Annotated in this window: 32 protein-coding genes; 6 read left to right on the forward strand and 26 right to left on the reverse strand. The window is 54.7% G+C overall.

Annotation, left to right across the window (positions count from 1 at the left end; all coding sequences use genetic code 11):
• Positions 1 to 4: 4 nt before the first annotated feature.
• Positions 5 to 673, forward strand: a complete 669-nt coding sequence (locus QQM41_RS01300) for an ankyrin repeat domain-containing protein (protein WP_087651394.1) — start codon at positions 5 to 7, stop codon at positions 671 to 673.
• Positions 674 to 734: 61 nt separating this feature from the next.
• On the opposite strand, the gene QQM41_RS01305 is transcribed toward QQM41_RS01300, so the two are convergent.
• From QQM41_RS01305 to QQM41_RS01315, 3 genes are all read right to left on the reverse strand, one after another.
• Entirely contained in the window at positions 735 to 1838 is a 1104-nt protein-coding gene (locus QQM41_RS01305) for a site-specific DNA-methyltransferase (RefSeq protein ID WP_003622780.1), read from the reverse strand.
• Positions 1835 to 2482, reverse strand: coding sequence for a ribonuclease HII (locus tag QQM41_RS01310; RefSeq protein ID WP_080986775.1), 648 nt, complete (start codon positions 2480 to 2482; stop codon positions 1835 to 1837). Before QQM41_RS01310 ends, QQM41_RS01305 begins: the two co-directional genes overlap by 4 nt.
• Positions 2483 to 2592: 110 nt before the next feature.
• Positions 2593 to 2898: a CsbD family protein gene (locus tag QQM41_RS01315; protein ID WP_003628207.1), complete on the reverse strand. Its 306-nt coding sequence runs from the start codon at positions 2896 to 2898 to the stop codon at positions 2593 to 2595.
• A gap of 112 nt (positions 2899 to 3010) precedes the next feature.
• Between QQM41_RS01315 and QQM41_RS01320 the strand changes: the two genes are divergently transcribed.
• From QQM41_RS01320 to QQM41_RS01340, 5 genes are all read left to right on the forward strand, one after another.
• On the forward strand, positions 3011 to 4405 hold the full coding sequence (locus QQM41_RS01320; protein ID WP_339077523.1) for an MFS transporter: 1395 nt from the start codon (positions 3011 to 3013) through the stop codon (positions 4403 to 4405).
• 174 nt (positions 4406 to 4579) lie between these two features.
• A complete protein-coding gene (locus tag QQM41_RS01325) occupies positions 4580 to 5815 on the forward strand; it encodes an efflux RND transporter periplasmic adaptor subunit (RefSeq protein ID WP_050819573.1) in 1236 nt (411 codons plus the stop codon).
• On the forward strand, positions 5812 to 9003 hold the full coding sequence (locus QQM41_RS01330) for an efflux RND transporter permease subunit (protein WP_339077524.1): 3192 nt from the start codon (positions 5812 to 5814) through the stop codon (positions 9001 to 9003). The genes QQM41_RS01325 and QQM41_RS01330 overlap by 4 nt, the downstream gene beginning before the upstream one ends.
• The gene (locus QQM41_RS01335) at positions 9000 to 12308 is read left to right on the forward strand and encodes an efflux RND transporter permease subunit (RefSeq protein WP_050819571.1); all 3309 of its coding nucleotides are present in this window, start codon (positions 9000 to 9002) and stop codon (positions 12306 to 12308) included. Before QQM41_RS01330 ends, QQM41_RS01335 begins: the two co-directional genes overlap by 4 nt.
• A complete protein-coding gene (locus tag QQM41_RS01340; RefSeq protein ID WP_339077525.1) occupies positions 12308 to 13873 on the forward strand; it encodes an efflux transporter outer membrane subunit in 1566 nt (521 codons plus the stop codon). Before QQM41_RS01335 ends, QQM41_RS01340 begins: the two co-directional genes overlap by 1 nt.
• Positions 13874 to 13958: 85 nt before the next feature.
• Here QQM41_RS01340 and QQM41_RS01345 read toward each other — a convergent pair whose 3' ends face one another.
• The 23 genes from QQM41_RS01345 to rpmC all read right to left on the reverse strand — a co-directional run bounded on the left by QQM41_RS01345 (position 13959) and on the right by rpmC (position 26784).
• Positions 13959 to 14135, reverse strand: a complete 177-nt coding sequence (locus tag QQM41_RS01345; protein ID WP_003622765.1) for a DUF1328 domain-containing protein — start codon at positions 14133 to 14135, stop codon at positions 13959 to 13961.
• 64 nt (positions 14136 to 14199) lie between these two features.
• Positions 14200 to 14433 (reverse strand): hypothetical protein, encoded by a 234-nt coding sequence (locus tag QQM41_RS01350; protein WP_003622764.1) that lies wholly within the window; start codon positions 14431 to 14433, stop codon positions 14200 to 14202.
• 83 nt (positions 14434 to 14516) lie between these two features.
• Positions 14517 to 15335 carry an ABC transporter ATP-binding protein gene (locus QQM41_RS01355; RefSeq protein WP_080986774.1) on the reverse strand — a complete coding sequence of 273 codons (819 nt, stop codon included), beginning with the start codon at positions 15333 to 15335 and terminating at the stop codon, positions 14517 to 14519.
• A complete protein-coding gene (locus tag QQM41_RS01360) occupies positions 15323 to 16087 on the reverse strand; it encodes an ABC transporter permease (protein WP_339077526.1) in 765 nt (254 codons plus the stop codon). Before QQM41_RS01360 ends, QQM41_RS01355 begins: the two co-directional genes overlap by 13 nt.
• A complete protein-coding gene (locus QQM41_RS01365) occupies positions 16084 to 17145 on the reverse strand; it encodes an ABC transporter substrate-binding protein (protein ID WP_339077527.1) in 1062 nt (353 codons plus the stop codon). The genes QQM41_RS01360 and QQM41_RS01365 overlap by 4 nt, the downstream gene beginning before the upstream one ends.
• A gap of 175 nt (positions 17146 to 17320) precedes the next feature.
• On the reverse strand, positions 17321 to 17746 hold the full coding sequence (gene rplQ, locus QQM41_RS01370; protein WP_339077528.1) for a 50S ribosomal protein L17: 426 nt from the start codon (positions 17744 to 17746) through the stop codon (positions 17321 to 17323).
• A gap of 34 nt (positions 17747 to 17780) precedes the next feature.
• Complete coding sequence (locus QQM41_RS01375; RefSeq protein WP_003622752.1) at positions 17781 to 18800, reverse strand: DNA-directed RNA polymerase subunit alpha; 1020 nt, start codon at positions 18798 to 18800, stop codon at positions 17781 to 17783.
• A gap of 109 nt (positions 18801 to 18909) precedes the next feature.
• Positions 18910 to 19302: a 30S ribosomal protein S11 gene (gene rpsK, locus QQM41_RS01380; RefSeq protein WP_003622750.1), complete on the reverse strand. Its 393-nt coding sequence runs from the start codon at positions 19300 to 19302 to the stop codon at positions 18910 to 18912.
• A 66-nt stretch (positions 19303 to 19368) separates the two neighbouring features.
• Positions 19369 to 19746 carry a 30S ribosomal protein S13 gene (gene rpsM / locus QQM41_RS01385; protein ID WP_006116037.1) on the reverse strand — a complete coding sequence of 126 codons (378 nt, stop codon included), beginning with the start codon at positions 19744 to 19746 and terminating at the stop codon, positions 19369 to 19371.
• 113 nt (positions 19747 to 19859) lie between these two features.
• Positions 19860 to 20528, reverse strand: coding sequence for an adenylate kinase (locus QQM41_RS01390; protein WP_087651398.1), 669 nt, complete (start codon positions 20526 to 20528; stop codon positions 19860 to 19862).
• Entirely contained in the window at positions 20525 to 21883 is a 1359-nt protein-coding gene (gene secY / locus QQM41_RS01395) for a preprotein translocase subunit SecY (protein ID WP_003628215.1), read from the reverse strand. Before secY ends, QQM41_RS01390 begins: the two co-directional genes overlap by 4 nt.
• A 135-nt stretch (positions 21884 to 22018) precedes the next feature.
• On the reverse strand, positions 22019 to 22507 hold the full coding sequence (gene rplO / locus QQM41_RS01400; protein ID WP_050819563.1) for a 50S ribosomal protein L15: 489 nt from the start codon (positions 22505 to 22507) through the stop codon (positions 22019 to 22021).
• A 1-nt stretch (position 22508) separates the two neighbouring features.
• Positions 22509 to 22694 (reverse strand): 50S ribosomal protein L30, encoded by a 186-nt coding sequence (gene rpmD, locus QQM41_RS01405; protein WP_003622738.1) that lies wholly within the window; start codon positions 22692 to 22694, stop codon positions 22509 to 22511.
• The gene (gene rpsE, locus QQM41_RS01410) at positions 22687 to 23262 is read right to left on the reverse strand and encodes a 30S ribosomal protein S5 (RefSeq protein ID WP_006116042.1); all 576 of its coding nucleotides are present in this window, start codon (positions 23260 to 23262) and stop codon (positions 22687 to 22689) included. Before rpsE ends, rpmD begins: the two co-directional genes overlap by 8 nt.
• A 15-nt stretch (positions 23263 to 23277) precedes the next feature.
• Positions 23278 to 23640 (reverse strand): 50S ribosomal protein L18, encoded by a 363-nt coding sequence (gene rplR / locus QQM41_RS01415; protein WP_042786744.1) that lies wholly within the window; start codon positions 23638 to 23640, stop codon positions 23278 to 23280.
• Complete coding sequence (gene rplF / locus QQM41_RS01420; protein ID WP_003622732.1) at positions 23640 to 24173, reverse strand: 50S ribosomal protein L6; 534 nt, start codon at positions 24171 to 24173, stop codon at positions 23640 to 23642. The genes rplR and rplF overlap by 1 nt, the downstream gene beginning before the upstream one ends.
• A 10-nt stretch (positions 24174 to 24183) precedes the next feature.
• Positions 24184 to 24582 (reverse strand): 30S ribosomal protein S8, encoded by a 399-nt coding sequence (rpsH, locus tag QQM41_RS01425; protein WP_003622730.1) that lies wholly within the window; start codon positions 24580 to 24582, stop codon positions 24184 to 24186.
• A 9-nt stretch (positions 24583 to 24591) separates the two neighbouring features.
• Entirely contained in the window at positions 24592 to 24897 is a 306-nt protein-coding gene (gene rpsN, locus QQM41_RS01430; RefSeq protein WP_003622728.1) for a 30S ribosomal protein S14, read from the reverse strand.
• Between the two features lie 80 nt (positions 24898 to 24977).
• Positions 24978 to 25547, reverse strand: coding sequence for a 50S ribosomal protein L5 (gene rplE / locus QQM41_RS01435; RefSeq protein WP_087651400.1), 570 nt, complete (start codon positions 25545 to 25547; stop codon positions 24978 to 24980).
• Positions 25548 to 25557: 10 nt separating this feature from the next.
• On the reverse strand, positions 25558 to 25878 hold the full coding sequence (gene rplX, locus QQM41_RS01440; RefSeq protein WP_003622726.1) for a 50S ribosomal protein L24: 321 nt from the start codon (positions 25876 to 25878) through the stop codon (positions 25558 to 25560).
• Positions 25878 to 26246 carry a 50S ribosomal protein L14 gene (rplN, locus tag QQM41_RS01445; RefSeq protein WP_012812770.1) on the reverse strand — a complete coding sequence of 123 codons (369 nt, stop codon included), beginning with the start codon at positions 26244 to 26246 and terminating at the stop codon, positions 25878 to 25880. The genes rplX and rplN overlap by 1 nt, the downstream gene beginning before the upstream one ends.
• An 18-nt stretch (positions 26247 to 26264) precedes the next feature.
• The gene (gene rpsQ, locus QQM41_RS01450) at positions 26265 to 26534 is read right to left on the reverse strand and encodes a 30S ribosomal protein S17 (protein WP_042786748.1); all 270 of its coding nucleotides are present in this window, start codon (positions 26532 to 26534) and stop codon (positions 26265 to 26267) included.
• A 13-nt stretch (positions 26535 to 26547) separates the two neighbouring features.
• On the reverse strand, positions 26548 to 26784 hold the full coding sequence (gene rpmC, locus QQM41_RS01455; protein ID WP_003622719.1) for a 50S ribosomal protein L29: 237 nt from the start codon (positions 26782 to 26784) through the stop codon (positions 26548 to 26550).
• Position 26785 lies beyond the last annotated feature (1 nt).

A 26785-nucleotide genomic window follows, 5' to 3' on the forward strand; every position in this document is an offset into this window, starting at 1 on the left:
AGGTGTGCGGTCTCTCCACTTTCGCACCATTATACGGTGTGATAGCATGACGCATACGTGTAATGATGGACAGACAATGACCCGTTTCTGCCGCCTTGCTTCTTCTGCCATGCTTATGGGCAGTTTTGCCTGCTTTGCCACCTCTCCTGTCTGGGCGCAGGCACAAGGGGGCGATGAAGCAGCCGCAGCTGAAGACGCCAAAAAGGCGGAAGACGCACAGGCTGCCAAACGGGCCGCTCCGCCCACCAATATTCCCGGTGCATCAGGTTTGGATGAAGATGACGGGGATAAATCCAACAAGGATGTGGAACCCACAGCGGCTCTGTTTGATGCCATCAACCGTGGCAGCATTTCTGCTGCAAAAGATGCCATTAACCGTGGGGCAGATCTGAACGGGCATAATATTCTGGGCCAGACACCACTGGATATGTCTATCGACCTCAACCGGAACCCCATTACCTTCCTGCTGCTTTCCCTCCGCACGCCGGCTGATAATCCGCGTTCTTACGGTGGCGGCATGGATGATGGGGGCGCGGAACCTGTTGTTTCTGGCGGCATCAACAATGCCCGTTATGAACAAGAAGAACAGAAGCGCATTCAAGAACGGCGTTACGATAGCACCGGCGGCACCGCGCAGCCTTCTGTTGGCTTTTTGGGCTTTGGTGGCAGCTAAAAAAGCTGCCTTTTTATATCTGTTTTTAAAGTATTTTCTTGAGCGTCAGAAAGAAGCGCAGTTAGGCCTGCGCTGTTTTCTGGAGTGTTTCCTGCCGCAGCACATCAAGCTGCAACAGTTCCCCTGCCCGTTCAAAATGCCAGAATGTCCAGCCATTGCAGGATGGGGCGTTTGTAAGCTGCGCACCCAGCTTGTGAATAGAGCCGCGCTTGGTGCCATTTACCAGCGTGCCATCGGGTGAAACTGTGGCATGCACACGGCGTTTTTTGTCACACACCACTGTGCCAGCGGCAATCACACCCTGCTCCACCAATGAACCAAAAGGAATACGCGGGGCTTCGCGCTTGTCCTGTGTGGTCTGCACGGCATCGGCTTCCAGCGGTGTTTCCGCAGCCACACGCGCCATGGCAGCTTCTACGTAATCCGGGTGGCGTTCAATACCAATAAAGTGCCGCCGCAAACGGCGTGCCATGGCAGCCGTGGTGCCCGTGCCGGAGAATGGGTCCAGAATAACATCATTTACCGTGGTGGAGGCCAGCAGCACGCGGTGCAGCAGGCTTTCCGGCTTTTGGGTGGGATGCAGCTTCAGGCCGTGTTCATTCCGCAGGCGTTCATTACCTGTGCACAGAGGCAGATACCAATCTGAGCGCATCTGCACATCATCATTCAGGGCCTTCATGGCCTGATAGTTAAAACGGTAGCGGCTATCCTGCCCACGCGCGGCCCAGATGAGGGTTTCATGCGCATTGGTAAAGCGCCGACCACGGAAATTGGGCATGGGGTTGGATTTACGCCACACAATGTCATTCAGAATCCAGAAACCCAGATCCTGCAAAATGGCGCCAATGCGGTAGATGTTGTGGTAGGAGCCAATCACCCAGATTGTGCCATCCTTGTGCAGCACACGGCGGGCTTCTGCCAACCATGCACGGGTGAAGCGGTCATATTCTTCCAGATCGGAGAATTTGTCCCAATCATCATCCACGCCATCCACCAGCGTATCATCCGGGCGGCGCAGTTCCCCACGCAGCTGAAGGTTGTACGGCGGATCTGCAAACACGCAATCTACAGAGCCAGAAGGCAGGGAGCGCATGGTCTCCACACATTCACCACGGAGGATCTGATCAAGAGGGAGTTCCATGGATGCTGATTTTGCGCCGCTCATACCTGCTTCTCCGCCGAATAATGTTCTTCTAGCTGCCGGCGCACTGTGCCGAACGTCTTTCTGTGGTGCGGTGTAATACCCACGCTGATCAGCGCCTTGCGATGAACAGCCGTGCCGTAGCCCGCGTTTTTCTCCCAGCCGTAATCAGGCCAGCGTGCATCCAGCCGGGCCATAGCGCGATCACGCACCACCTTGGCCACAATAGATGCCGCAGCAATAGACAGGCTCACCCTGTCTCCGCCCACAATGGCCTGTGCCGCGCAGCCAAAATCCGGCAGCTTGTTGCCATCCACCAACACATGGTCTGGCAGGCGCGGCAGGCGGCCTACCGCCCTTTGCATGGCCAGATGGGCTGCATGGTGGATGTTCAGCTTATCGATTTCCGCAGTGGACGCCGCCCCAATGCCGATTTCAATACCCGGCACCTGTGGCAGGCGTTCCGCTATGGCTTCGCGCACAGCTGGTTTTAATTTTTTGGAATCATCAATAACGGCGGCAAGATCAGCAGGTACACCAGCGCCAAACACCACTGCGGCAGCAACCACGGGGCCTGCCAGCGGGCCACGGCCCACTTCATCCACCCCGGCCACTCGGCCGCCCAGTTGCTGTTCCCGCGTAAAGTCCGGCATTGCCCCTCTTTCCATCCATTTGATGCGACTCGGCTAAATTAACCGAGTCGCATCAACTGCGACTCCGCAGAGAAGGAGAAGCATTTTTTTACCTAGGAGCGCAAGAGTCCCGGTAAACTAATTTTTCAAGAACGCTTGCGGCGGGGGAAGATCAGCCAGCCCAGAACAAGGCCAATGGCAGACACAATACCCAATGAAAGCAGGGGTTTATCACGCACAAAGGTGGCTGCCTTTTCCAGCACGCCTTCACCTTCTTCGTACAGGTCTGCAAAATCCTGCTGCATGTGGCCAGCAAACTGATCGAACTTGCCTTCAGCCTGCATGCCAATGTTACCTGTCAGACCGCCCACGGCATCCTTCACATGGCCTTTGGCATCTGTTGCTGCGCCTTCAACCTTGCTTTCAACATTTTTGATTTTATCTTCAGCCATGACTTTTTCCTTAAACTTTGAGTGCAATCCTGCCAGCCTGCTTGCCGTAACAAAACAGTGCTTGCAGGATCATAGGTTGCATCAGACCGCAAAAACACGTTTCTGACTAGGCATGCCACGCCCGACCAAAGCGCAGTTCACCGCCCTGATCGTTGCCTCCATGATGTTTATGGAACAGCTTGATGGCACCATTCTGGCAACAGCTCTGCCTTCTATCGCTAACAGTTTACACGTTGATACAGTTGCAACCTCTGTTGCACTTACATCGTATATTATTGGTCTGGCCATTTTCATACCGGCTTCTGGCGCGTTGGCAGACAGACTGGGCAGCCGCTCCGTGCTGATGGTGGCCATCTGCATTTTTGTAACCAGTTCCCTGCTTTGTGCGCAGGCAAACTCCCTGCCCTTTCTGGCCTGCATGCGCGCGCTACAAGGTATTGGCGGTGCCCTTATGGTGCCCATAGGCCGGCTGGTGATTATCCGCAGCACACCGCGTGATCAGCTTGTACGCACCATGACATGGATGATGCTGCCCGCCACGCTTGGCCCTTTGCTGGGCCCGGTGGTGGGTGGGTTTATCACCACGTGGTTTTCATGGCGGTGGAACTTTTACCTCAACATTCCCATCGGGTTGGTTGGGCTGGGGCTTACATGGCGCTTCATTCCACAAATTTATGAACCCACTCCCCCGCCGTTTGATTTGAAAGGCATGGTGTTGGCCGGTGGCGGGTTGGCTCTGCTTTCTGTTTTTGCAGAACTGTTCAGCCACGCTGAAGGCTCTATCTCTTTGCGCTTGGCCATGTTGGGGGCTGGCTGCCTTTTGATGGCCATTTACTGTATCCACGCCTTTCGCATTCCCGCGCCATTGCTGGACTTCCGGCTGATGCGTATTCCCACGTTTCGGATTTCTGTTTTTGCGGGCGCGGCCTCACGCGTGGCTGTTGGGTCCCTGCCTTTTCTTATGCCGTCTTTCCTGCAAATCGGTATGGGGCTGAATGCCGCACAAAGCGGGTTGGTCACATTTACAGCGCCTATTGGGGCATTACTAACGCGCCCCTTTGTGCCAGCCATTCTCAAACGCTGGGGCTTTCGCAGAGTGCTTATGTTTAATGGTGTTTCTGCGGCTGTTGTTTTTACATTGGTGGCCAGCTTTCGGCTGCCGCATGCGTTGTGGCTTTTCTCACTTATCCTGGCATGTGCGGGCGCTGCACAAGCTATCCAGTTTTCCGCTTACAACACCATTGCCTACGCTGATGTGCCCGCAAGCAACATGAGTGCGGCAACCAGCCTGTATTCCACCATGCAGCAGATCATGCTTTCTGCTGGCATATGTATTGCTGCGGGCACGCTTACGGTGCTGGGGCAAATATATGGCCACACCACACCCACTTTGGGTGATTTTTCCGCCGGCTTTCTGGTAACTGGGGCTGTATCTCTGCTGGCGGTGCCTTTTGCGGCACGCCTTGCGCCTTCTGCCGGGGCCTCCATGAGCGGCAACAAGCACTAAAAAAACGTAACAAGCCCTTCCCATATCCATGTGGTACGTTTTACGGTGAAAGCAGGATTTTCTGCTTTCCGGCACATATCAATTCCTTCAGATGGATTATAAAACCTTATTCTGGCCTTTATTTTCCTGTCTGAACCAACACTCCTTATTTTCAGGTAATACGCAGCGCGCCACATGGATGAACATCAGCCAGCCTCTCCCGCTTCTCCGTCTTCACCATCTCCGCGCCCTCCCCGTAAAAAACGGATGTTACTTGCAGGCATAGCTCTGGCAGGTGCGTGCGTACTGGCCTTTGCGTTCCTGCGCCCGCACGGAGATACCAGCAGCGGAACGCATAAAAAAGGCAAACACCACACTGCGGATGCATCGCAAGCGCAGCCCGTGGCCGTGCAAACGGTGCATAGTGGTTCCATGCCCGTGGTGTTTACAGAACTGGGCACGGTGGTCCCCATTACCAACGTAACGGTGCAGACCCGCGTGGAAGGCTACCTGATGAACGTGCTGTTTACGGAAGGGCAGCACGTACACAAAGGCGATCTGCTGGCACTGATAGACACCCGCCCCTATGAGGTGCTGCTGGCCCAATATGAAGGCCAGCTTGCAGCAGACAAGGCCCAGCTTGCACAGGCCCGTGTAGATAGCGCGCGTTACCAGCGCCTGATCCGGCAAGATAGTATTGATGCCAAAACGGCCAAGGATCAGCAGTTTGTTGTGCAGCAGCTGGAAGGCACAGTAAAATCCGATCAGGCACTGGTGGATAACCAGAAGCTCCAGATCACCTACTGCCATATTATTGCGCCTGTAGATGGCCGGATTGGCATCCGCGCCGTGGATAAGGGCAACTACGTTACAGCGGGCCAATCTGGCGGCTTAGCCATTCTCACGCAGATGCAGCCTATTTCCGTTATCTTCACACTGCCGCAGGACCAGCTGCCGGAAGTGGCGGAAGAGCTACGCACCCAGAAGTCTCTTCCTGTAGAGGCATGGAACAGTTCCAACACGCAAAAAATTGCCGATGGCACCGTCAGCACGTTGGATAGTGAGATAGATACCTCCACCGGCACCGTGCGCCTGCGTGCCATCTTCCCCAATACGGATGAGCATCTGTTCCCCAACCAGTTTGTAAATGCGCGCCTGTTGGTCAAAACACTTAATAACGTGCTGCTGCTGCCCACCACAGCAGTGCAAACCGGCCCCACCGGCCAGTTTGTTTACGTTGTAAAGGCCGATAACACTGTTGAGGTGCGGCCCGTTACCACCGGCACATCGGATGGCAACAACATTGTTGTGCCTACCGGCCTAAAGGATGGTGACAGAGTGGTAACAGATGGCACAGACCATCTGCGCGCCGGCATTAAAGTCACCATTCCTGCACAAACCACTCCAGCATCGGATCACGCGGCAAAGTGAACCCATCAGCCCTTTTTATTCGCAGGCCGGTTGCCACTACTCTGCTTATGCTGGCCATTTTTATGGCTGGCCTGCTGGGCTACCATTTTCTGCCCGTTTCCGCCCTGCCTCAGGTAGATTACCCAACCATTACGGTTGAAACATTCTACCCCGGCGCCGGGCCGGATGTGATGTCCACCTCCGTTACCGCACCGCTGGAAACCCAGTTCGGCCAGATGCCGGGGCTGGACCAGATGACATCACGCTCATCTGGTGGGGCATCGGTTATTACCCTGCGCTTTGCGCTTGATACCTCCATGGATGTGGCGGAGCAGGAAGTTCAGGCAGCCATCAACCAGGCCAACTCTCTGCTGCCAACAGATCTGCCAGCCCCTCCGGTTTACGCCAAGGTAAACCCGGCAGATACGCCTGTGCTTACGCTGGGCATTACATCCTCCACCATTCCACTGCCCGAAGTGGAAGACTACGTGGATACCCGTCTGGCGCAAAAGATCAGCCAGATTTCCGGCGTGGGGCTTGTGACGCTTTCTGGTGGTAACCGCAAGGCCATTCGGGTGCGCGTGAACATACCCAAGCTGACCTCCTACGGCATGGATCTGGACACGTTGCGCACCACCATTGGCAACGTGAACGTAAACTCCCCCACCGGTACGTTTGATGGCCCGCAAAAGGCCGCCACGTTGCAGGTGGATGGGCAGATTACCAGCGCAGATGTGCTGCTTAATCAGGTTATCGCCTATCAGAACAACGGCCCCATTCGCCTGCGTGATGTGGCAACAGTGGTTGTGGGCGCAGAAAACACGCAGCTTGCGGCGTGGTCCAACCTGACACCTGCACTCATTATGAACGTGCAGCGCCAGCCCGGCGCCAACGTGATTTCTGTGGTGGACAACGTAAAGGCTACCCTGCCTGCTCTGCGGGAAACGCTGCCTCCGGGCATTGATATTACCCCGTTAACAGACCGCACAACCACCATCCGCGCCTCTGTTTCCGATGTGCAGGGTGAACTGTTTTTGTCCCTTGCGCTGGTTGTGGCGGTTATTTTTGTATTCCTGCGCAATATCCCCGCCACCATTATTCCCAGCCTGTCTGTGCCGCTTTCCATTATCGGCACGCTGGCGGTGATGTATCTGCTCGATTTCTCGCTGGATAATCTGTCCCTCATGGCGCTGACCATCGCCACCGGCTTTGTGGTGGATGATGCCATTGTCATGATTGAGAACATCTCCCGCTACGTGGAAGCAGGAGAAGACCGGATGACAGCCGCCCTGAAAGGGGCCGGGGAAATTGGCTTTACCATTATCTCGCTCACAATCTCGCTCATTGCAGTGCTGATTCCGCTGCTGTTCATGGGCGATGTGGTGGGCCGCCTGTTCCATGAATTTGCGCTTACGCTGGCTGTTACCATTATTCTGTCTGCCGTGGTCTCGCTTACGCTGGTGCCGATGATGTGTGCGCGCATTCTTTCCGAACGTGTGCATGATGCCGGGTCTGCCACTACGGCATTCCAGCGCTGGTCTGCCCGGATGGAAGACTATACGGAAAAGCTGATTGCCGGGTATGACCGCATGCTGGATGTGGTGCTGGCCCACCGCGTGCTCACTCTGTGCGTGGCTGTAGGTACGCTAGTGCTTACGGGCGTGCTGGCATGGGTTATCCCCAAAGGGTTTTTCCCCGCGCAGGATACGGGGGTTATTCAGGGCATCTCCGTTGCCTCACAAACCATCTCTTTCGAGAGCATGAAGCAGCATCAGCAGGAACTGGCCAAAGTGCTGCTGAAGGACCCGGATGTGGTCTCGCTCTCCTCCTTTGTCGGGGTAGATGGGCAGAACGCAACACTCAATCAGGGCCGGTTCCTCATCAACCTCAAACCGCATGATGATCGCACAAGCACTGCGGCACAGATTGCCCGCCGGCTGGCAGATGAAACCGCACAGGTAGCGGGTATCAAACTGTATATGCAGCCTATTCAGGACCTTTCTCTGGATACAACGGTTACGGCTACGCAATACCAGTTTTTGTTGGAAAACCCGGAATACAGCGCCTTTAAAATATGGGTGCCAAAGCTGCTGGACCGCCTGAAGCAGGAACCTGCGCTTTCTGATGTAACATCGGATTTGCAGGCATCTGGGCTGGTGGCAAAGGTAACGCTGGATAGAGCCACCGGGGCGCGCTATTCCATCACGCCGCAAACCGTTGATAACGTGCTGTATGACAGCTTTGGCCAGCGGCAGATTTCCACCATCTATACGCAGTCCAACCAGTATCGCGTTATTCTGGAAGCGGATCCTCGGTTCCAGACCAACCTTACCTCACTCTCCCAGCTTTACCTGCCGGGTATTAGCGGCAATTCGGGGGAAAGTGTTTCTGGCCCCACACGTTCGCCCACCTCCGGGTTGGTGCCGCTGGCTGCCGTTACCACCGTTACGCAGGAAACAGCGCCCCTGTTGCTTACGCATTTTGGGCAGTTCCCCGCCACCACCATTTCCTTCAATCTGAGCGATGGTTACGCGCTGGGGGATGCCACGGCCGCCATCCGCAAGGTGGAAAAGGAAATAGGGCTGCCCTCTGCTTTCCAGACATCATTCCAAGGCACGGCGGCAGCGTTTGAAGGCTCGCTCAGCAACGAGCTGTTCCTTGTGGCAGCGGCGCTGATAGCCGTGTACATCGTGCTGGGTATTCTTTACGAAAGCTTTGTGCACCCGGTTACCATTCTGTCCACCCTGCCCTCCGCCGCCATTGGTGCGCTGCTGACGCTGATGATTGCGGGGGTGGATCTGGATATTATGGGCATTATCGGCATTGTGCTGCTGATTGGCATTGTAAAGAAAAACGCCATCATGATGATCGACTTCGCGCTGGAAGCCGAGCGCGAGCATGGCATGGACTCCCTGCAATCCATCCGCACCGCCGCCACACTGCGTTTCCGCCCTATTTTGATGACAACCCTTGCCGCCATGCTGGGCGCCGTACCTATGGTAATCTCACACGGCACGGGTTCGGAACTGCGTTACCCTCTGGGGCTGAGCATTATTGGCGGGTTGGCACTCTCCCAATTGCTTACGCTGTTCACCACGCCGGTTATCTATCTGGCGCTGGATACGCTGGCCCATAAGTTCAATGCCATGCGGCATCGGCACAACCAGCCTTCTGCCCCACCTCCGGCTGATGGACATTCCGCGCCATGAGCATAAGCCGGCTGTTTATTGACCGGCCCGTGGCCACCATTCTGCTTACGGTGGCCATGTTGCTGGGGGGCATTCTGGGCTACCGCACATTGCCGGTATCTGACCTGCCGAATGTGGATTTTCCGGTTATTATGGTGCAGGCTACGCAGGCCGGTGGCAGCCCGGAAGAAATTGCCAGCTCCGTAGCGGCCCCGCTGGAACGGCATCTGGGCCAGATTGCGGATGTGACGGAAATGACGTCACAGTCCTCACAAAACACCACGCGCATCATGCTGCAATTTTCCCTCTCGCGCGATATCAACGGCGCTGCGCGAGATGTGGAGGCCGCCCTTCAGGCCGCCCATGCGGATATGCCTTCCTCACTGCGGCAAAACCCAACGTACCGTAAAGCCAACCCCAACGGCGCGCCCATTCTGATTTTAACCCTGACATCAGATACACATACGCGCCCGCAGCTTTATGATTACGCCACCAACGTGCTGGTGCAGCATCTTTCCTCCGTGGCAGGGGTTGGGCAGGTAGAAATCAGCGGGAGCGCACTACCGGCTATCCGTGCAGAAATAAACCCTTTGCCACTTTACCGTTATGGCATCAGCTTTGAAGACGTACGCGCAGCCTTGGCCTCAGCCAATGCCCATACCCCCAAAGGTATTATTGACCAAGGCGGCATGCGCTTTACGCTGGATACGAATGATCAGGTCAGCAAGGCGCAGGATTATCGGGATCTGATTATTGCATGGCGCAATAACCGGCCCGTGCGGTTGGCAGATATTGCCCAAGTGCGTGACAGCGTGGAAGACCTGCGCAACGCCGGCTATTACAACGGGCAGGACTCCGTTATTGCCGTTGTGTTCCCACAAGCTGGGGCCAACGTGATCCATACGGTGGATCAGATCAACGCCAAACTGCCCATGCTCAAGGCCGCCCTGCCCGGTGGGGTGGATTTGCATGTGGGGCTTGATCGTTCCCTTACCATCCGTGCCTCTTTGGCGGATACACAGCTTACGCTGGTTATTTCCGTGGTGCTGGTTGTGCTGATGGTGCTGCTGTTCCTGCACTCTGTCAGAATGACGCTTATTCCCGCCATTGTGGTGCCAGCCTCCATTGTGGCCACGTTTGGGGTGATGGCGCTGTTTGGCTATTCGCTGGACAACATGTCCCTTATGGCGCTTACGGTTTCCACCGGCTTTGTGGTGGATGATGCCATTGTGGTGGTCGAAAACATTGCCCGCTACATAGAACAAGGCCTTCCCCCGCGTGAGGCTGCCATAAAAGGCAGTGGCGAGGTGGCGTTTACCGTTTTCTCCATTTCCATTTCGCTGATTGCGGTTTTTCTGCCCATTCTGCTGATGGGTGGCCTTGCGGGCCGGTTATTCCACGAATTCGCCATGACGGTCAGCATCACCATCATTATTTCCATGGTGCTGTCTCTTACCCTTACGCCCATGATGGCCGCTTACCTGCTGGCCCCACGTGCTCCGGCGGTTGAAACACAGGAACACCCTCCGCTTTCTGCCCGCGTGGCGGCACGCATTACGCATGCGCTGGATAAACTGCAGGCAGGATATGCACATTCACTGGATGTAGCGCTGCGGCATAACAAGCTGGTGCTGCTGAGCCTGCCTTTTACGCTGGTGCTCATTGTGGCGCTGTTTATCCTTATGCCCAAAGGCTTCTTCCCGGTGGAAGATACGGGCCTGCTCATGGGGCATTTACAGGGCGATCAGTCTATCTCTTTTGGCGCACTCAGCAAAAAGCTGGCTGACGTGCAAAAGGCTATTCTGGCAGAGCCAGAGGTGCAGAGTGTTTCCTCCTTTATCGGCGGGCGTGGTTCATCCAACCAAGCCAATCTGTTCCTGCAGTTGCAGGACAAAAGCAAGCGTTCTGATACACCAACAGACCTTATCAACCGTATCAGCAAGCGGCTGAGCAAGCTGGTGGGGGCTGATTTCTTCCTGATGGAACCCGGCGCCGTACGTGCAGGTGCCCGGCAGAGCAATGCCTCCTACCAATATACATTGGAGGGTGAAAACGCCTCCGAGCTTTATACGTGGACTGAAAAACTGCTGAGCGAGCTCCGCCATCATACGGAACTGACAGATCTTTCATCCGACGTGCAGCAAGGCGGTTCCGCCATGAGCGTGGATATAGACCGCGATACCTCCGCACGTGTCAGCATCACGCCGCAGCTGCTTTCCAACACGCTGTATGATGCCTTCGGCCAGCGTGCGGCCTCTGTCATTTACAACAGGCTCAATCAGTATCGTGTGGTTATGGAAGCCGATCCGGTGCTGTGGTCCAACCCCCATAGCCTGATGCAGGTATGGGTGAGTGTGGCGGGCGGCACTGCTGGTGGTGGCACACAATCCAACACCATACGTGTGCGCAACACGACCGGGCTGGATGCAGCCGGCAACAGTTCAGCATCCTCGCTGAGTTCGGAATCCTTCAAAAACCAGATTGCCAACGCACTGGCTGGGGGGGCCGGGGCTTCTAACGGGTCTGCCGTCAGCACATCCTCAGAAAGCATGGTGCCGCTTACCCTGGTTTCGCAAATTGTGCAGACACGCACGCCCCTTTCGGTCAACCATCAGGGTATGGCGGTGGCTTCCACCATTTCCTTCAATCTGGCCAAAGGGGTTTCACTCAGCACGGCAACGCAGATTATCAATGCGGCTCAGGTTACGCTGCACATGCCTTCCACCATCCACGGCAGCTTTGCGGGGAATGCCGCACAGTTCCAGAAAGCCGTGAATGATGAGCCCCTGCTGATACTGGCAGCCCTATGCGCCGTGTATATTGTGCTGGGCATTCTGTACGAAAGCTACCTGCACCCGCTCACCATTCTTTCCACCCTGCCTTCTGCAGGTGTGGGCGCGCTGCTGGCGCTGCAACTGGCTGGGGAAGAGTTCTCGCTCATCGCCATGATCGGGGTGATCCTGCTGATTGGCATTGTGAAGAAAAACGCCATCATGCTGGTGGACTTTGCCCTTGTGGCAGAACGCGAACATGGCATGTCTTCACTTGAGGCCATTCGTACAGCCTGCCTGCTGCGCTTCCGCCCCATTATCATGACATCCGCTGCCGCAGCACTGGGGGCGGCGCCGCTTATGATCACCAATGGCTATGGGGCAGAACTGCGCCACCCGTTGGGCATTGCCATTGTGGGTGGGTTGCTCGTCAGTCAGGCCCTTACGCTTTACACTACCCCTGTTATTTATCTTACGCTTGATACGTGGCGGCTGCGTGTTCAGAAAATACGCCTGCGCTCTTTCTTTTCTCGCACCTCCCGGCAGGATAGCTGATGGTTTCGCCTTCTTTTTCCAGCATGATGCTCAAACACAAAAAACTGTCCCGCCGTGCTGCCAGCCTTATGGCGCCACTGGTGCTGATGGGGTGCATGGTTGGCCCCAATTACAAGCGGCCCACGGCCATTATCTCTCCCAAGTTCAAGGAGTTGCGACCTGCTCCCGGCTGGAACTACGCGCAGCCCAGTTTGGCGGCCATTCCCAAAGGTGCGTGGTGGACGCTGTATAATGACCCGTTGTTGAACCAGCTTGAATCTCAGGTTGAAATCAACAACCAGAACGTGGCGCAGTATGAGGCCAGATACCGCAATGCCCGCGCCGCCATTAACGCCATCCGGGCACAACTGTATCCGACCTTAAGCGGTGCCCTCTCCTTCAACCGGCAGAGCTCTGGCCGTGGGTCACGCTCATCGGGCACGATTATCAATTACGGAGATACAACCTCCTCCGTTGCCTCCAACACCACAGAAAACACCTATGCCATGGGTGCTTCAGCATCGTGGGATCTGGATTTGTGGGGCGCTATCCGCCGCCAGATTCAAGCTCAGGTGACCGAGGCTCAGGCCTCTGCGGCGGATCTGGCCAATGCCAAGCTCTCCTATCAGGCGCAGTTGGCCACCGCCTATTTCAACCTGCGGTATCAGGACAGCCTGCACGACTTGCTGCAAAAGAACGTAGATTTTTACGAACGCTCCTACCAGATTACCAAAAACCAGTACGACGCTGGCACGGCCGACCCCACCACCCTGATGCAGGCCAAAACGCAGCTTGAACAAACCCGCGCCCAAGCCACAGCAACAGATGCCGCGCGTGCTGGGTATGAGCACGCTATTGCCATTTTAATGGGTAAGGCCCCGGCAGATCTTTCCATTCCACATGGTGCGCTTACGCGGGACATTCCGGCCATTCCCGTTGCTGTGCCCTCCGAACTTTTGCAACGCCGGCCTGATGTTTCTGCCGCTGAACGCAGGATGGAAGAATATAACGCCCAGATTGGCGCAGCCCTTGCCGCCTTTTACCCGGACGTAAAACTGACAGCCAGTTACTCCTACAGTGGTGACCCTGTGGGGGCACTGGTGCAGGTGGCCAACCGTATTTGGGCGCTTGGTGCTTCCGCCACGGAAACCCTGTTTGAAGGCGGTGCACGCACTGCCGCCGTGCGTGAAGCCGAAACCAATTATAATTACTACGTAGCTGCCTACCGCCAGACAGTGCTAACCGCCCTGCAACAGGTGGAAGATCAGCTTGCCAACCTGCGCGTACTGGCAGACCAGGCCGACCAGCAGGCTGTTGCGGTAGAAGCCGCCAACAAGGCTGTGCAGATTTCCTTCAACCAGTACATGGCTGGCACCCAGATTTACACCACAGTGATTACGGCGGAAGTAACGGCCCTTTCCAACGCGGAAACGGCGCTGCAAATCCAGCAAAGCCGTATTCTGGATTCCGTGACGCTCATTGAGGCGCTTGGTGGTGGGTGGGATGCATCCTCCCTGCCCAGCAAAGATTCCATGCAAACCGATAATCCGCTTCTGCCTTCGTTTATTCAGAAGGACAAAAACTAGGGTCTACGTCATTCTGCAGCACAAACAAAAACCCCCGGCCTTTCCAGACCGGGGGTTTTTTCATGCTCTGATTATTCAGGAGCGGTTATTTTGTAATGGCGCGCCCAGCCAGCAAGGCCACCACCAGGAAAACAACAAAAAGAATAATTGCAATAAAGAACAGGATTTTTGCCATTCCCGCAGCTGCAGTGGAAATGCCGCCAAAACCGAACAGCCCTGCAATAAGGGAAATAACCAGAAAAAACAGTGCCAGCTTCAGCATGTAATCATCTCCTTCATACTCTCAGGCAGAATTTTTCTGACTGAAAGACATCTATTAAAAAACCTCAGCGTCGCCGACGCAGCAGGCCACCAACAATAAAGCTGAAAATCCCCACAACCGGCAGGATCAGGAATGGCCGGTCAATCACCACATCTTTCACTGCTTCTGTTGCAGCGCAACGCTTGCCCGGGTTCATTTCATCATAACTGGGGAGCTGGCTGAACAAGCCTTCCGCACCATCCTGAACACGGCCAATACCTTCTTCCAGCGCGTAATCCTTTGTGTTGTCATCGCTCATGCGATGTCTCCCCGTTTTGTTGCATGTGAACGCACGACACCCCGCAAAGGATGCCGTGTTGTGTTTATTTATATGCTTTTCAACTAAATTTCAGCAGAACGCCAGTATGGAGCGCCACCGGGGTCTTTTTCCCCTGCAATCATGGCCCGTAAACGGGCGGCATAGGTTCTAAAAACCGTGCTTTCGGGGTTTCGTTCATCCATCGTAATGGCAATTTCACCCGTAATGCCCGCTGGTGGGCCACCTGCCAGCACCACCACACGTGTAGCAAGGCGCAAGGCTTCCTCAATATCATGCGTAACAAACAGCACGGTTTTATGTGTTTGCTGCCAGATACGCTGGAGTTCTTCTTGCAGGCTGCTGCGTGTAATAGGGTCCAGCGCGCCAAAGGGCTCATCCATCAACAGCAGATCAGGGTTGACCGTAAACGCACGCGCAACCCCCACACGCTGGCGCTGGCCGCCAGACATACGGCGGGGCCACCGGTCTGCAGCATCTTCCAACCCCACCAGCTTGAGAGCATCCATAGCGCGTGTGCGCTTTTCTTCACGCGTTAGGCCCAAGCCTTCCAGCCCGAACTCTACATTTTTCAGCACAGAGCGCCACGGCATCAGCCGTGCATCCTGGAACACCAAGGCACGCCTGCGCCGCTTGGTGCCTGTTTCCTCTGCATCCGTTGTGCAGGCCGAACCACCTACTGTGCCTTCTGTAGGCTGCATGAGCCCCATAAACACGCGCAACAGTGTGGATTTGCCCACGCCAGATGGGCCTAAAAGCGCAACAAACTCCCCCTGCTCCAATGTCAGGCTCACATTGCGCAGTACAAAATTGGCCCCACCATCATGCGAAAGGCCAACATTCTCCAAGCTGGCAACACTATGTTTTTCGCTCATGGTTGCCACCTCAGCACGCGCTTTCTTACAAACCCGAACAGGAAATCAGTTACCGCATAAAGCAGCGCCATGGTGAGCATGTAAACAACCACCACATCGGTGGCCAGCAAGCTGGAAGCCTGCATCATCCGCGCGCCAATACCCGGCACACCAAACAGCTCCGCCGCCACAACAGACATCCAGCCCTGCCCCAAGCCTGTGCGTAGCCCAGACATTAGGCCGGGAGAAGCTGCAGGCAGCACCACTTTGAATAAACGGCCAAAAAAGCTGCCATGCCCAAAAGCGGCTGCCAGTTCATACAGCTCTGGGTCCACCCCGCGCACGGCGCTATGCGCTGCGTAAAAGTTGATCCAGAAAACTGAAATGGCAATAACAAAAGTGGCGCCAGATGTGTTCAGACCAAACCACAAAATGGCAAAAGGCACCCACGCTAAGCCGGGCACAGGCCGCAGAAGCCGCACTATGCCCTCCAGCAAGCCATCTACAACGGCCACCATGCCGCACAGAATGCCTAACCCGGCACCCAGCACAGAACCAATAAGCAGGCCCAACAGATAATGATGCAGACTATCCAGAATGGCCTGCTGCCAAAAGCCCCCGCGCACTTCATCCAGCCAGGCTGGCCCAAGTGAACTGGGAGCAGGCACCATACCAGAAGGCAGCAACCCTGTGCGGACTGCTGCCTCCCATCCTCCAAAAAAGACGATAAGCCCGATAAGACCTAACGCCCATTTTGTTGAAAACGAAACTTTATCCCTCACTGCTGGCTCTGCTTCCACATCTCCAGATCAAACAGGCCATCCACTGGCGCGGCTTTGCGCAAAAGCCCCTGCTCAACCTCAAAATCCTGCAACTGGCGCACACCTTCTACAATACGCGCAGGATCGCTCACAAAATGCTGGGCAGAGCGCGCAAGAGCTTTTTGCAACACTTCTTCCTTCAGCATACCGCCACCCAGTGCCGTGCGCACAAAAGGAGCAGCTTCATCCGGGTGCTGGGCCACCAGAGTGTTGGCTTTAACAAACAGGCCTGTCAGCGTTTTTGCCCAAGACACTTCTGTTGGTTTAACAATAGCCAGCACGGAACCCGGCTGATCTGGCAACATATCATGCCCAGTGGCCAGAATACGTGCATCTGGAATGCGGGTTTTAACAACGGTTAAAGAAGGTTCACGCAATACAGCGGCATCCACCGCGCCAGCCAGAAAAGCCTGCTGTGCGGCATCAATATCTACGCCAGCAATGTTGATAACAGAGGCCGGCTGCGCAATATCGAGGCGTTTTTGCAGCCAATAACGCAGCATGATATCCGGCACAGAACCGGCTGGCTGTGCTGCAACTCGTGGCAGATGGCCCTGTTCCTGCTTGAACTTGGCAAAGCCATCCTTAATGACCTGAGCAGACAGACCACCTTCCTGTCCCTCTGGCACCATTTGCGCCAATGGACCACGCGCCGCCAGCTCCAGTTCCTCAACCGAACCGGAAGCTACAACCTTAACATCCACGCCATGCGCACGTGCCTGCAACAACGGCAGCACACCCGCCACGTAGGCATCAATCCGCCCGGATACCAAAGCCTGAATAGCCTGCGGGCCAGAACCAAAGCGCACAAGTTGCAAGTCCAACCCGGCCTGCTTGGCCCAGCCTTCACCATCCAGAACAAACAGGGCGGATGAGCCCAGAACAGGAATATACCCAATACGCACCGGGGTTCCGGCCCGTGCCTGCTGTGTCAGCCCTACAAAAAGCAGGCTGATCACCAGCATAATCCGCAGAAAAACTCGCCTCATAATGCCACCGTGTTTGTTTGCGCCGTTCATTTTGCAATTACTAACGTGCTACACGGCTATATTGTCAATATAGCAAGTAGAAATGGTGTAAATTTTCCAACCAATTTCACGATATAAAATCGCATCACTAACGGTGTCATAAACGCATAAAAAAAGGCCAGCCCATTTCTGGGCCAGCCTTTTTTCTAAAAACCGGATAGGTGGCTTATGCAGCCAGATCCTGCTTTTCTTCTGCTTCCGGACGTGGGCCGCTGTCCTGCCCTTTGGCAGAAACATCGCGATCAACCAGTTCGATAACAGCCATAGGTGCGGCATCGCCATAACGCACGCCAGCACGCAGAACGCGCGTATAACCGCCGTTACGAGCCTTGTAGCGTTCTGCAATAGCAGCAAACAGCTTTTTCACGATCACATCATCACGCAGCATGGCAAAAGCCTGACGACGTGCATGCAGGTCGCCCCGCTTGCCCAGCGTAATCAGCTTTTCAACAACCGGACGCAGTTCCTTTGCTTTAGGAAGCGTGGTGGTGATCTGTTCGTGTTTGATCAGTGCAACAGCCATATTGCGAAACATGGCTGCGCGGTGAGAAGAAGTAACGCCGAGCTTTCTGCCGGCCATCCCGTGACGCATAGTTTAGTTCCTACGTACTGTGTGAAAAGTCAGATCAAAACGGCTCATCAAGCCGCTTTGCCAGCTCTTCAATATTTTCCGGCGGCCAAGCCGGCACATTCATACCCAAGGACAGCCCCATAGAGGTGAGAACTTCCTTGATTTCGTTCAGGGATTTCCGGCCAAAGTTCGGAGTACGGAGCATTTCCTGCTCGCTCTTCTGCACCAGATCCCCAATGTAGATGATGTTGTCGTTCTTCAGGCAGTTTGCACTACGAACAGACAGCTCAAGCTCATCCACCTTACGCAGCAGATTACGGTTGAACGGCAGATCATCTTCAGGCTCTTCAGCCTGCACAGGGCGCGGTTCATCAAAGTTGATGAACAGCTGGAGCTGATCCTGCAGAATGCGTGCGGCCAGAGCCACAGCATCTTCAGGCGTTACAGCGCCATTGGTTTCAACCGTCAGCAGCAGCTTATCATAGTCGGTCACCTGCCCAACACGGGTAGGCTCAACTTTATAAGACACGCGCTTTACGGGGGAATAAATTGCATCCACCGGAATCAGGCCAATTGGTGCATCTTCCGGGCGGTTAGCCGCAGCAGGCACATAGCCTTTACCCATGTTAACAATAAATTCCATGCCCAGCTTAACGCCATCGTCCAGCGTGCAGATAACGAGATCGGGGTTCATGATCTCGATATCATGACCGGTCTGGATCTGACGGGCACGCACTTCGCCGGGGCCTGTGGCCGTCAGCATCATACGCTTTGGCCCTTCGCCATGCATACGCAGTGCCAGCTGCTTGATGTTCAGCACGATGTCCGTGACATCTTCCCGAACGCCTGCAACAGACGAGAACTCATGCAGCACGCCGTCAATCTGCACAGCAGTAACAGCCGCACCCTGAAGCGAGGACAGCAGAACACGCCGCAGCGCATTCCCCAGTGTCATCCCGAACCCGCGTTCCAGAGGTTCTGCAACCACGGTTGCGATGCGTGCTGGCTCCACACCGGATTCGACCTCAAGCTTTTCAGGCTTGATCAGAGATTGCCAGTTTTTCTGAAGGACCAAGGTACCGGCCTTTCAATACGAAAAACCACTGCAATCGCAGCGATTTCTCTGAAGTGGACACAACAACCGGAAGACAGCCTAATTGATAAGCTGCCTTCCTGCTCAGGACTTAGACGCGGCGACGCTTACGCGGGCGGCAGCCATTGTGCGGAACCGGCGTCATATCGCGGATGGAGGTGATGGTGAAACCAACAGCCTGCAAAGCACGCAGTGCGCTTTCACGCCCTGACCCAGGACCGGAAACTTCGATTTCCAGAGTTTCCATACCATGTTCGCGAGCCTTGCGACCAGCGTCTTCCGCCGCAACCTGCGCCGCATAAGGCGTAGATTTCCGAGACCCCTTAAAACCCTGTGCGCCAGCGGAAGACCAAGAAATGGCATTCCCCTGTGCATCAGAGATGGTGATCATGGTGTTGTTGAACGTGGAGAGCACATGCGCCACGCCAGAAATAATGTTCTTACGCTCTTTTTTGCGAATACGCGGAGTTGCGGCTTTCGCCATGTCTTTTCTACCTCAGTCCCTGCCCAGAGCCTGCCGCAGCAGGGTTAGACATCCTAACCAGTTGGATTAGCGCGTTGCTTTTTTCTTGCCTGCAATCGCCACAGCCTTGCCCTTGCGCGTGCGGGCATTGGTGTGTGTGCGCTGACCGTGCACAGGCAGACCGCGACGATGACGCAGACCGCGGTAGCAGCCCAGATCCATCAGACGCTTGATGTTCATTGCGATTTCACGACGCAGATCGCCTTCAACGCGATACTTGCTGTCGATCAGTTCACGCACCTTCAGGATTTCGTCATCGCTCAGCTCGTTAACCCGCTTTGCTTCGGGAATTTCCAGAGCCTTGCAGATTTCAGCAGCCTTAGTTGCGCCAATCCCGTAAATATACTGAAGCCCGATAACAACCCGTTTGTTGGTCGGGACATTCACGCCGGCAATACGTGCCACGCCTTATACTCCTGTTCGCCCGCCTTAACCACGAACGCTCATAGCCCTTGGGGCAGATTTCACTTGGTGGCCGCGAAATATACCGGCCACCGCCACAAGTCAACGAAAACGGATCACTTTTTCGTGATCAGCCCCTCGCTGGCAAGCGCATCTTCGATTTCGCCTGTCACTTCAGAGGCCGACAGCATGCCGTTAATTTTATGCAGCCGTCCGGTTTTTTCATAAAACGGCAGAATCGGAGCCGTGAGTTTCCGGTACTCTTTCAGCCGTTCAACAACGGTTTCCCGCTTATCGTCCGCCCGGCGCTTGAACTCATGGCTGCCGCAAGAATCACAGACCCCTTCCACCTTCGGTGGGTTAGAGACCTCGTTGTACGTCTTGCCGCAGTTACCACAAGTAAAGCGACCGGAAATCCGATCTGCCAGAATTTCTTCATCCACATCCAGGAAAAGAACGATATCGATCTTCTTCCCATCAGAAGACAGCATGCTGTCCAGCTCTTCAGCCTGCGCCAAGGTACGCGGGAAACCATCCAGAATGAAACCATTCTGGCAGTCTGCCTGCGCAATCCGGCTTTTCAGCATTGCAATAATCAGCTCATCCGGCACCAGTTTCCCGGCATCCATCAGAGCTTTTGCCTGCTTCCCTGTTTCAGATCCCTTGGCCACTTCTGCGCGCAGCATGTCGCCCGTAGAAATCTGAATCAGCCCATACCGCTCTTCAAGAAGTTTGGACTGCGTACCTTTTCCCGCGCCGGGAGGGCCCAGAAAAATAATATTCATCGTCTGATGATCCTCTGCTTCCTGCCGCCGCGTGATTTACGCATAAGCCCCTGATACTGGTGCGCCACTAGATGAGACTGAATTTGTGTGACCGTATCAATGGTTACAGACACAATAATAATCAGACTCGTTCCGCCAAAATAGAACGGTACGTTGTAGTGGCTGATCAGGATCTGAGGCAACAGACAGACTGCCACCATATACGCCGCACCAATCGTGGTCAGACGGGTGAGAATTTTATCAAAGTACGACGCCGTAGACGCACCAGGGCGCACACCAGGAATAAACCCCCCCTGCTTTCTCAGATTATCGGCTGTTTCCGTCGGGTTGAAGGTAACGGCCGCATAGAAATATGAGAAAAACACGATCATGGCAGCATAGAACAGCATATACAGCGGCTGCCCTTGCCCAAGTTCCTGCCCCAGAAAAGAAAGCCAGCCCGGCAATGATTTGCCGTTCATAAAGCCAGCAATCGTAACCGGAATCAGCAACACTGAAGAGGCAAAAATCGGTGGGATAACACCCGCCGTATTCACTTTCAGTGGCATATGGGTTGTGTCACCCCCAAACATCCGCTGCCCCATCTGGCGCTTTGGATACTGGATAACAACCCGACGCTGTGCCTGTTCCATGAACACAATGAACATGATGGTAAGCGCTGCAAGAACCAAGAAAAGCAGCACAAAAAACGGTGAAAGTGCGCCCGTGTAACCAAGCTGAAAGAGGCTTGCCAATGCATGCGGCAGGTTGGCCACAATACCAGCAAAGATAATGAGCGAAATGCCATTCCCCACGCCGCGCGCGGTAATCTGCTCACCCAGCCACATCAGAAACATGGTTCCGCCAACAAGCGTGGTAACGCATGAAAGCAAAAAGAACATGCCTGGATGAACAACAGCAGCGCCAGCAGCGCTGTGCACGTTCTCCAGCCCCACCGCTATCCCATACGCCTGAAACAGCGCGATAAGAACAGTGAGGTAACGTGTGTACTGATTAAGCTTTTTACGCCCCTGTTCACCTTCTTTCTTGAGAGCCTCAAGAGAAGGCACAGCAGTAGACATAAGCTGCACAATAATAGACGCAGAGATATATGGCATGATGTTCAGTGCGAACACGGTCATACGCCCAAGCGCACCCCCCGTGAACATGTTGAACATGCCCAGAATGCCACCCTGATGCTGCGCCAGAAGCTGCCCCATAACTGTGGCATCTACCCCCGGAACCGGGATGTATGTGCCTAAGCGGTAAACAATCAGCGCACCCAGTGTAAACCAAATTCGCTTTTTAAGTTCAGTCGCTTTGGCAAAAGAGCCTACATTAAAGTTGGCAGCCAGTTGTTCGGCCGCGGAAGCCATGCATCCGTCCTTTCATACAAACAGCGCCACCACGGCTGTGGAGACGCTGGCACAATCGCCTGAAAAATTCAGACAACATTCTGAGAAGGAACAAGAAAGGAGAACAGTGCAAACACTGCTCTCCTTTTTGCAACATCAGGAAGCGCTGGCTTCAGCAGCTTTTGGCTGCAGCAGCTTAACACTACCTCCGGCTTTTTCTACTGCCGCAACAGCAGAAGCTGATGCACCAGAGACTTCAAACGTAACAGCTTTTGTCAGCTCACCTTCGGCCAGAATGCGCACGCCAGCATATTTGCCAGTGCCAACCAGACCAGCTTTTTTCAAAGCTTCTTCAGTAACAGCTGCGCCTGCTGCCAGTTTGCCGTCAGCCAAGGCTTTTTCCACCGCACCAAGATTTACGGGAGCGTAAACCTTACGGAAGATGTTTTTGAAACCACGCTTCGGCAGACGACGATAGATAGGAAGCTGACCACCTTCAAACCCGTTCAGAGAAACCCCTTCACGAGCCTTCTGGCCTTTTACACCCCTACCAGACGTCTTACCCTTACCGGAACCAATACCGCGCCCAAGACGCTTTTTCCGGTAACGGGAACCTTCGTTATCACGAAGTTCGTTCAGCTTCATTTCAATCCTCCACCTTCACCAGGTGGGCCACTTTGCGTACCATACCCCGAACAGACGGAGTATCTTCCAGAACGCGTTCACGGCCAATCTTATTCAGACCCAGACCGATCAAAGTTGCCTGCTGCCCAGGCTTACGTCCGTTACCGGACGCAATCTGCACAACCTTAAAGGTTTTTTTATCAGACATCAGCGGCCTCCGCAGCAACAGCCTGTTCACGCTTACCGAAGATTTCAGCAACCTTCTTACCGCGACGGCTAGCTACAGAACGTGGGCTTGCACAACGTGCCAGCGCATCGAAAGTTGCCTTAACCATGTTGTGCGGGTTCCGGGTACCCAGAGACTTCGCAACAACATCATTAATGCCAAGGCTTTCGAACACGGCACGCATCGGACCACCAGCGATGATCCCTGTCCCGGCTTCAGCTGACCGCAGCACAACTTTACCAGCACCGAAGTGACCAGCAACATCATGATGCAGCGTACGGCCTTCCTTCATAGGGACACGAATCATGCCGCGCTTGGCACGTTCCGTAGCCTTACGAATTGCTTCAGGAACTTCGCGGGCCTTACCTGCACCGTAGCCAACACGCCCCTTCTGGTCACCAACGACAACCAGAGCAGCGAAAGCAAACCGACGACCACCCTTAACCACTTTCGCAACGCGATTGATGGTTACCAGCTTGTCAACCAGTTCATCCCCTTCGCGCTCACGCTCACGGCCGCCTCGACCGCCTTCTCTTGGTTCACGAGCCATTCCGTGATCCTTTCCTCAGAAGGAGAGACCGCCCTCACGGGCCGCCTCTGCCAGGGCCTTGACGCGCCCGTGATAAAGATAAGACCCCCTGTCGAACACGACCTGAGATACACCTGCAGCAACGGCGCGCTGTGCAACCAGCTTACCGACAGCGCCAGCGCTTTCCTGCGTGGAACCTTTTTTCAGATCCGTCCGCAGCTCCTTATCCAAGGAGGACGCTGAGGCCAAAGTACGACCCTGCGCATCGTCGATCACCTGAGCATAAATGTTCTTGCCAGACCGGAAAACAGACAGACGCGGGCGCCCACCTGCCTTGCGGCGCAGCTGAAAACGGAGACGCGCCCGACGGCGGTTCCGCAATTCCTGCTGAGTGCTCATTATTTCTTCTTGCCTTCCTTACGACGAATGGTTTCCGTTTCGTACCGAACACCTTTGCCCTTGTAAGGTTCAGGCTTACGGAAGCTGCGGATATCAAGGGCAACCTGCCCAACCCGCTGCTTATCGATCCCTTCCACCACAATAGCCGTCGGACGCGGCGTAGAAATCTTGATGCCCGCAGGAATCGGATACACAACATCATGGGAGAACCCAAGGTTCATCACCAGATTGGAACCCTGCACAGCTGCACGGTAACCTGTGCCGTTAATTTCTAGAGCCTTGGAAAAACCTTCCGAAACTCCTTTAACAGCCGTTGCGATCAGGGCACGTGTTGTACCCCACATCATGCGAGCCTGAGCAGCGGTGCCCACTGGCTGCACAACAACCTTACCATCCTGCACATCAACGGAAACGTGTGAAGAAAGTGGCAGAGCCAACTCCCCCAACTTCCCTTTGGCCTTCAGAACACCATCTGCAATAGCAATGGTTACCCCTGCCGGCACTTCAACAGGATACTTGCCTACGCGTGACATTTACCCCTCCTTAGAAAACACGGCAGAGGACTTCACCGCCAACATTGGCAGCACGAGCCTCAACATCGGAAAGAACACCGCGCGGCGTGGAAAGGATGGAAACACCCAGACCCGCACAAACACGAGGAAGTTCTTTAATTTTGGAATATACGCGACGACCAGGGCGTGAAACGCGCTGAATTTCGCGGATAACCGGCTCACCGTCAGTGTATTTCAGCTCAATATGAAGCTGAGCAATACCCTTACGGACGTCTTCACGCTTATAGCCACGAATGTAGCCTTCGCGCTGCAGAGCTTCCAGAACACTCACGCGCAGCTTGGAGGCCGGAGCAACACAAGCATTGTGACGCGCACGCTGAGCATTACGAATACGGGTGAGCATATCACCCAAAGGATCAGAAAGTGACATCTCGCGCCCTTACCAGCTTGCTTTAACCACGCCCGGAATCTGGCCTTCAGATGCCAGATCACGGAAAGCAATACGGCACAGTTCAAACTTGCGGTAGTTACCGCGAGAACGACCTGTCAGTTTGCAACGCAGACGAACCCGCACGCGCGAACCATTGCGCGGCAGTTCAGCCAGCTTCAAAGACGCATCAAACCGATCCTCCACGGGAAGAGAACGATCCATAACGATATTTTTGAGAGCTACCCGCTTCTCTTTATCCCGTGCCGCCATGCGCGCGCGCTTTGCGTTACGCAGAATGGCAGAAGTCTTAGCCATACAACATTACCTCCGGAACCCTTCGAAAACCTTCGACGGTTTTCCAAGATCACACATTAAAACACCCAGAAGGGTCTGTATCATCCCAGGAAGGGAAGATCAAACGCCTTAAGCAGGGCCTTGGCTTCTGCATCTGTTTTTGCGCTGGTTACGAACACCACGTCCATGCCGCGGATTTCATCTACCTTATCGTATTCGATTTCAGGGAAGATGATCTGTTCTTTTAAACCCAGAGCAAAGTTACCACGACCGTCAAAACCTTTAGTAGCCGGCAGACCGCGGAAATCGCGGATGCGTGGCATAGCAATGGTTACCAGACGATCAAGGAATTCATACATCCGTGCACGGCGCAGAGTGACCTTACAGCCAATCGGCAGACCTTCACGGATCTTGAAGCCCGCAATAGCTTTTTTCGCTACAGTTTTAACAGGCTTCTGACCAGCAATAAGAGCCATTTCTGCAACAGCAGCATCCAGCTTCTTCTGATCGCCAGCAGCTTCACCCACGCCCATGTTCAGGACGATTTTTTCAAGGTGAGGCACCTGCATTTCGTTTTTGTAACCAAACTGCTCACGCAGGTTGGCACGCAGTTCGCTTTCATACCGCTGCTGAAGGCGCGGCAGGGAACGACCTTCCTGTTTCGCACTCATTCGTAGCCCCTCAACCTTCAATAGCTTCGCCGGTCGCCTTAGCGATGCGAACTTTTTTGCCGTTTTCCAGCACTCGGAAACCAACGCGTGTTGGTTTTTTAGAGGCCGGGTCAATCAGCTTCAGGTTAGAAAGGTGAATAGGCGCTTCACGGGTGATAATCCCGCTTTCTTCACCCATACGACGCGCACGCTGATGACGCTTAATCAGCGCCACACCACGCACAACTGCACGGTTTTCGGAAGGACGAACCTCCAGAACTTCCCCCTGCGTCCCCTTGGAGGAACCGCTGATGACGACAACCGTATCGCCTTTTTTAATACGGGCAGCCATTACAACACCTCCGGCGCGAGAGAGATGATCTTCATGAACTTCTTCGCACGCAATTCACGCACAACCGGTCCAAAAATACGCGTACCAATCGGTTCCTGCTGCTTGTTAATCAGCACGGCTGCGTTTTTATCGAAACGGATAGCGCTACCATCAGGCCGACGGACTGGATAGGAAGTCCGCACAATAACAGCCTGGTGAACGTCGCCCTTCTTCACTTTCCCGCGGGGGATAGCTTCTTTAACGGAAACGACGATCACGTCGCCGACCGAGGCGGACTTCCGCTTGGAGCCGCCCAGCACCTTGATGCACTGCACCTGACGCGCACCGGAATTATCGGCTACGTCAAGGTTGGTCTCGGGATGGATCATAACCTAAATATCCTTACGTTAAGCCGATGCACCGGCTTCCGCACCAACGACTTCGCCGTTGCGGGAAATCACAGTCCACGTCTTGCGGCGTGAAATAGGCGGACATTCAACAATCCGCACGGAGTCACCAACCTTGCAGATATTTTCTTCATCATGCGCCGCATATTTTTTAGAGCGACGAATGAACTTCTTATAGAGCGGATGCATGACGCGACGATCGACAAGAACCGTAACGGTCTTGTCCATCTTATCGCTGGTCACACGCCCGGTCAGGACGCGCCTTGGCATCGGCTAACTCTCCTCAGGCATTGGCAGCAGATGTTTTTGCACCTGCTGCAGTCTTTGCATTTTGCACCGCAATCGTCTTGATCCGTGCAATCTCACGACGCACCGCACGCATACGGCTCTGCGCTTCAGTCTGACCCGTGGCCTGCTGGAAACGCAGATTAAGCTGCTCACGCTTCAATTCAACCAGACGAGCTTCAAGCTCGTCTGGAGTCTTGGCGCGCAAATCGGCTGGCTTAGTTGCCTTTACCATC

It is taken from the genome of Acetobacter sp. AC2005 (assembly GCF_037901235.1).
Lineage (GTDB): Bacteria > Pseudomonadota > Alphaproteobacteria > Acetobacterales > Acetobacteraceae > Acetobacter > Acetobacter oryzoeni.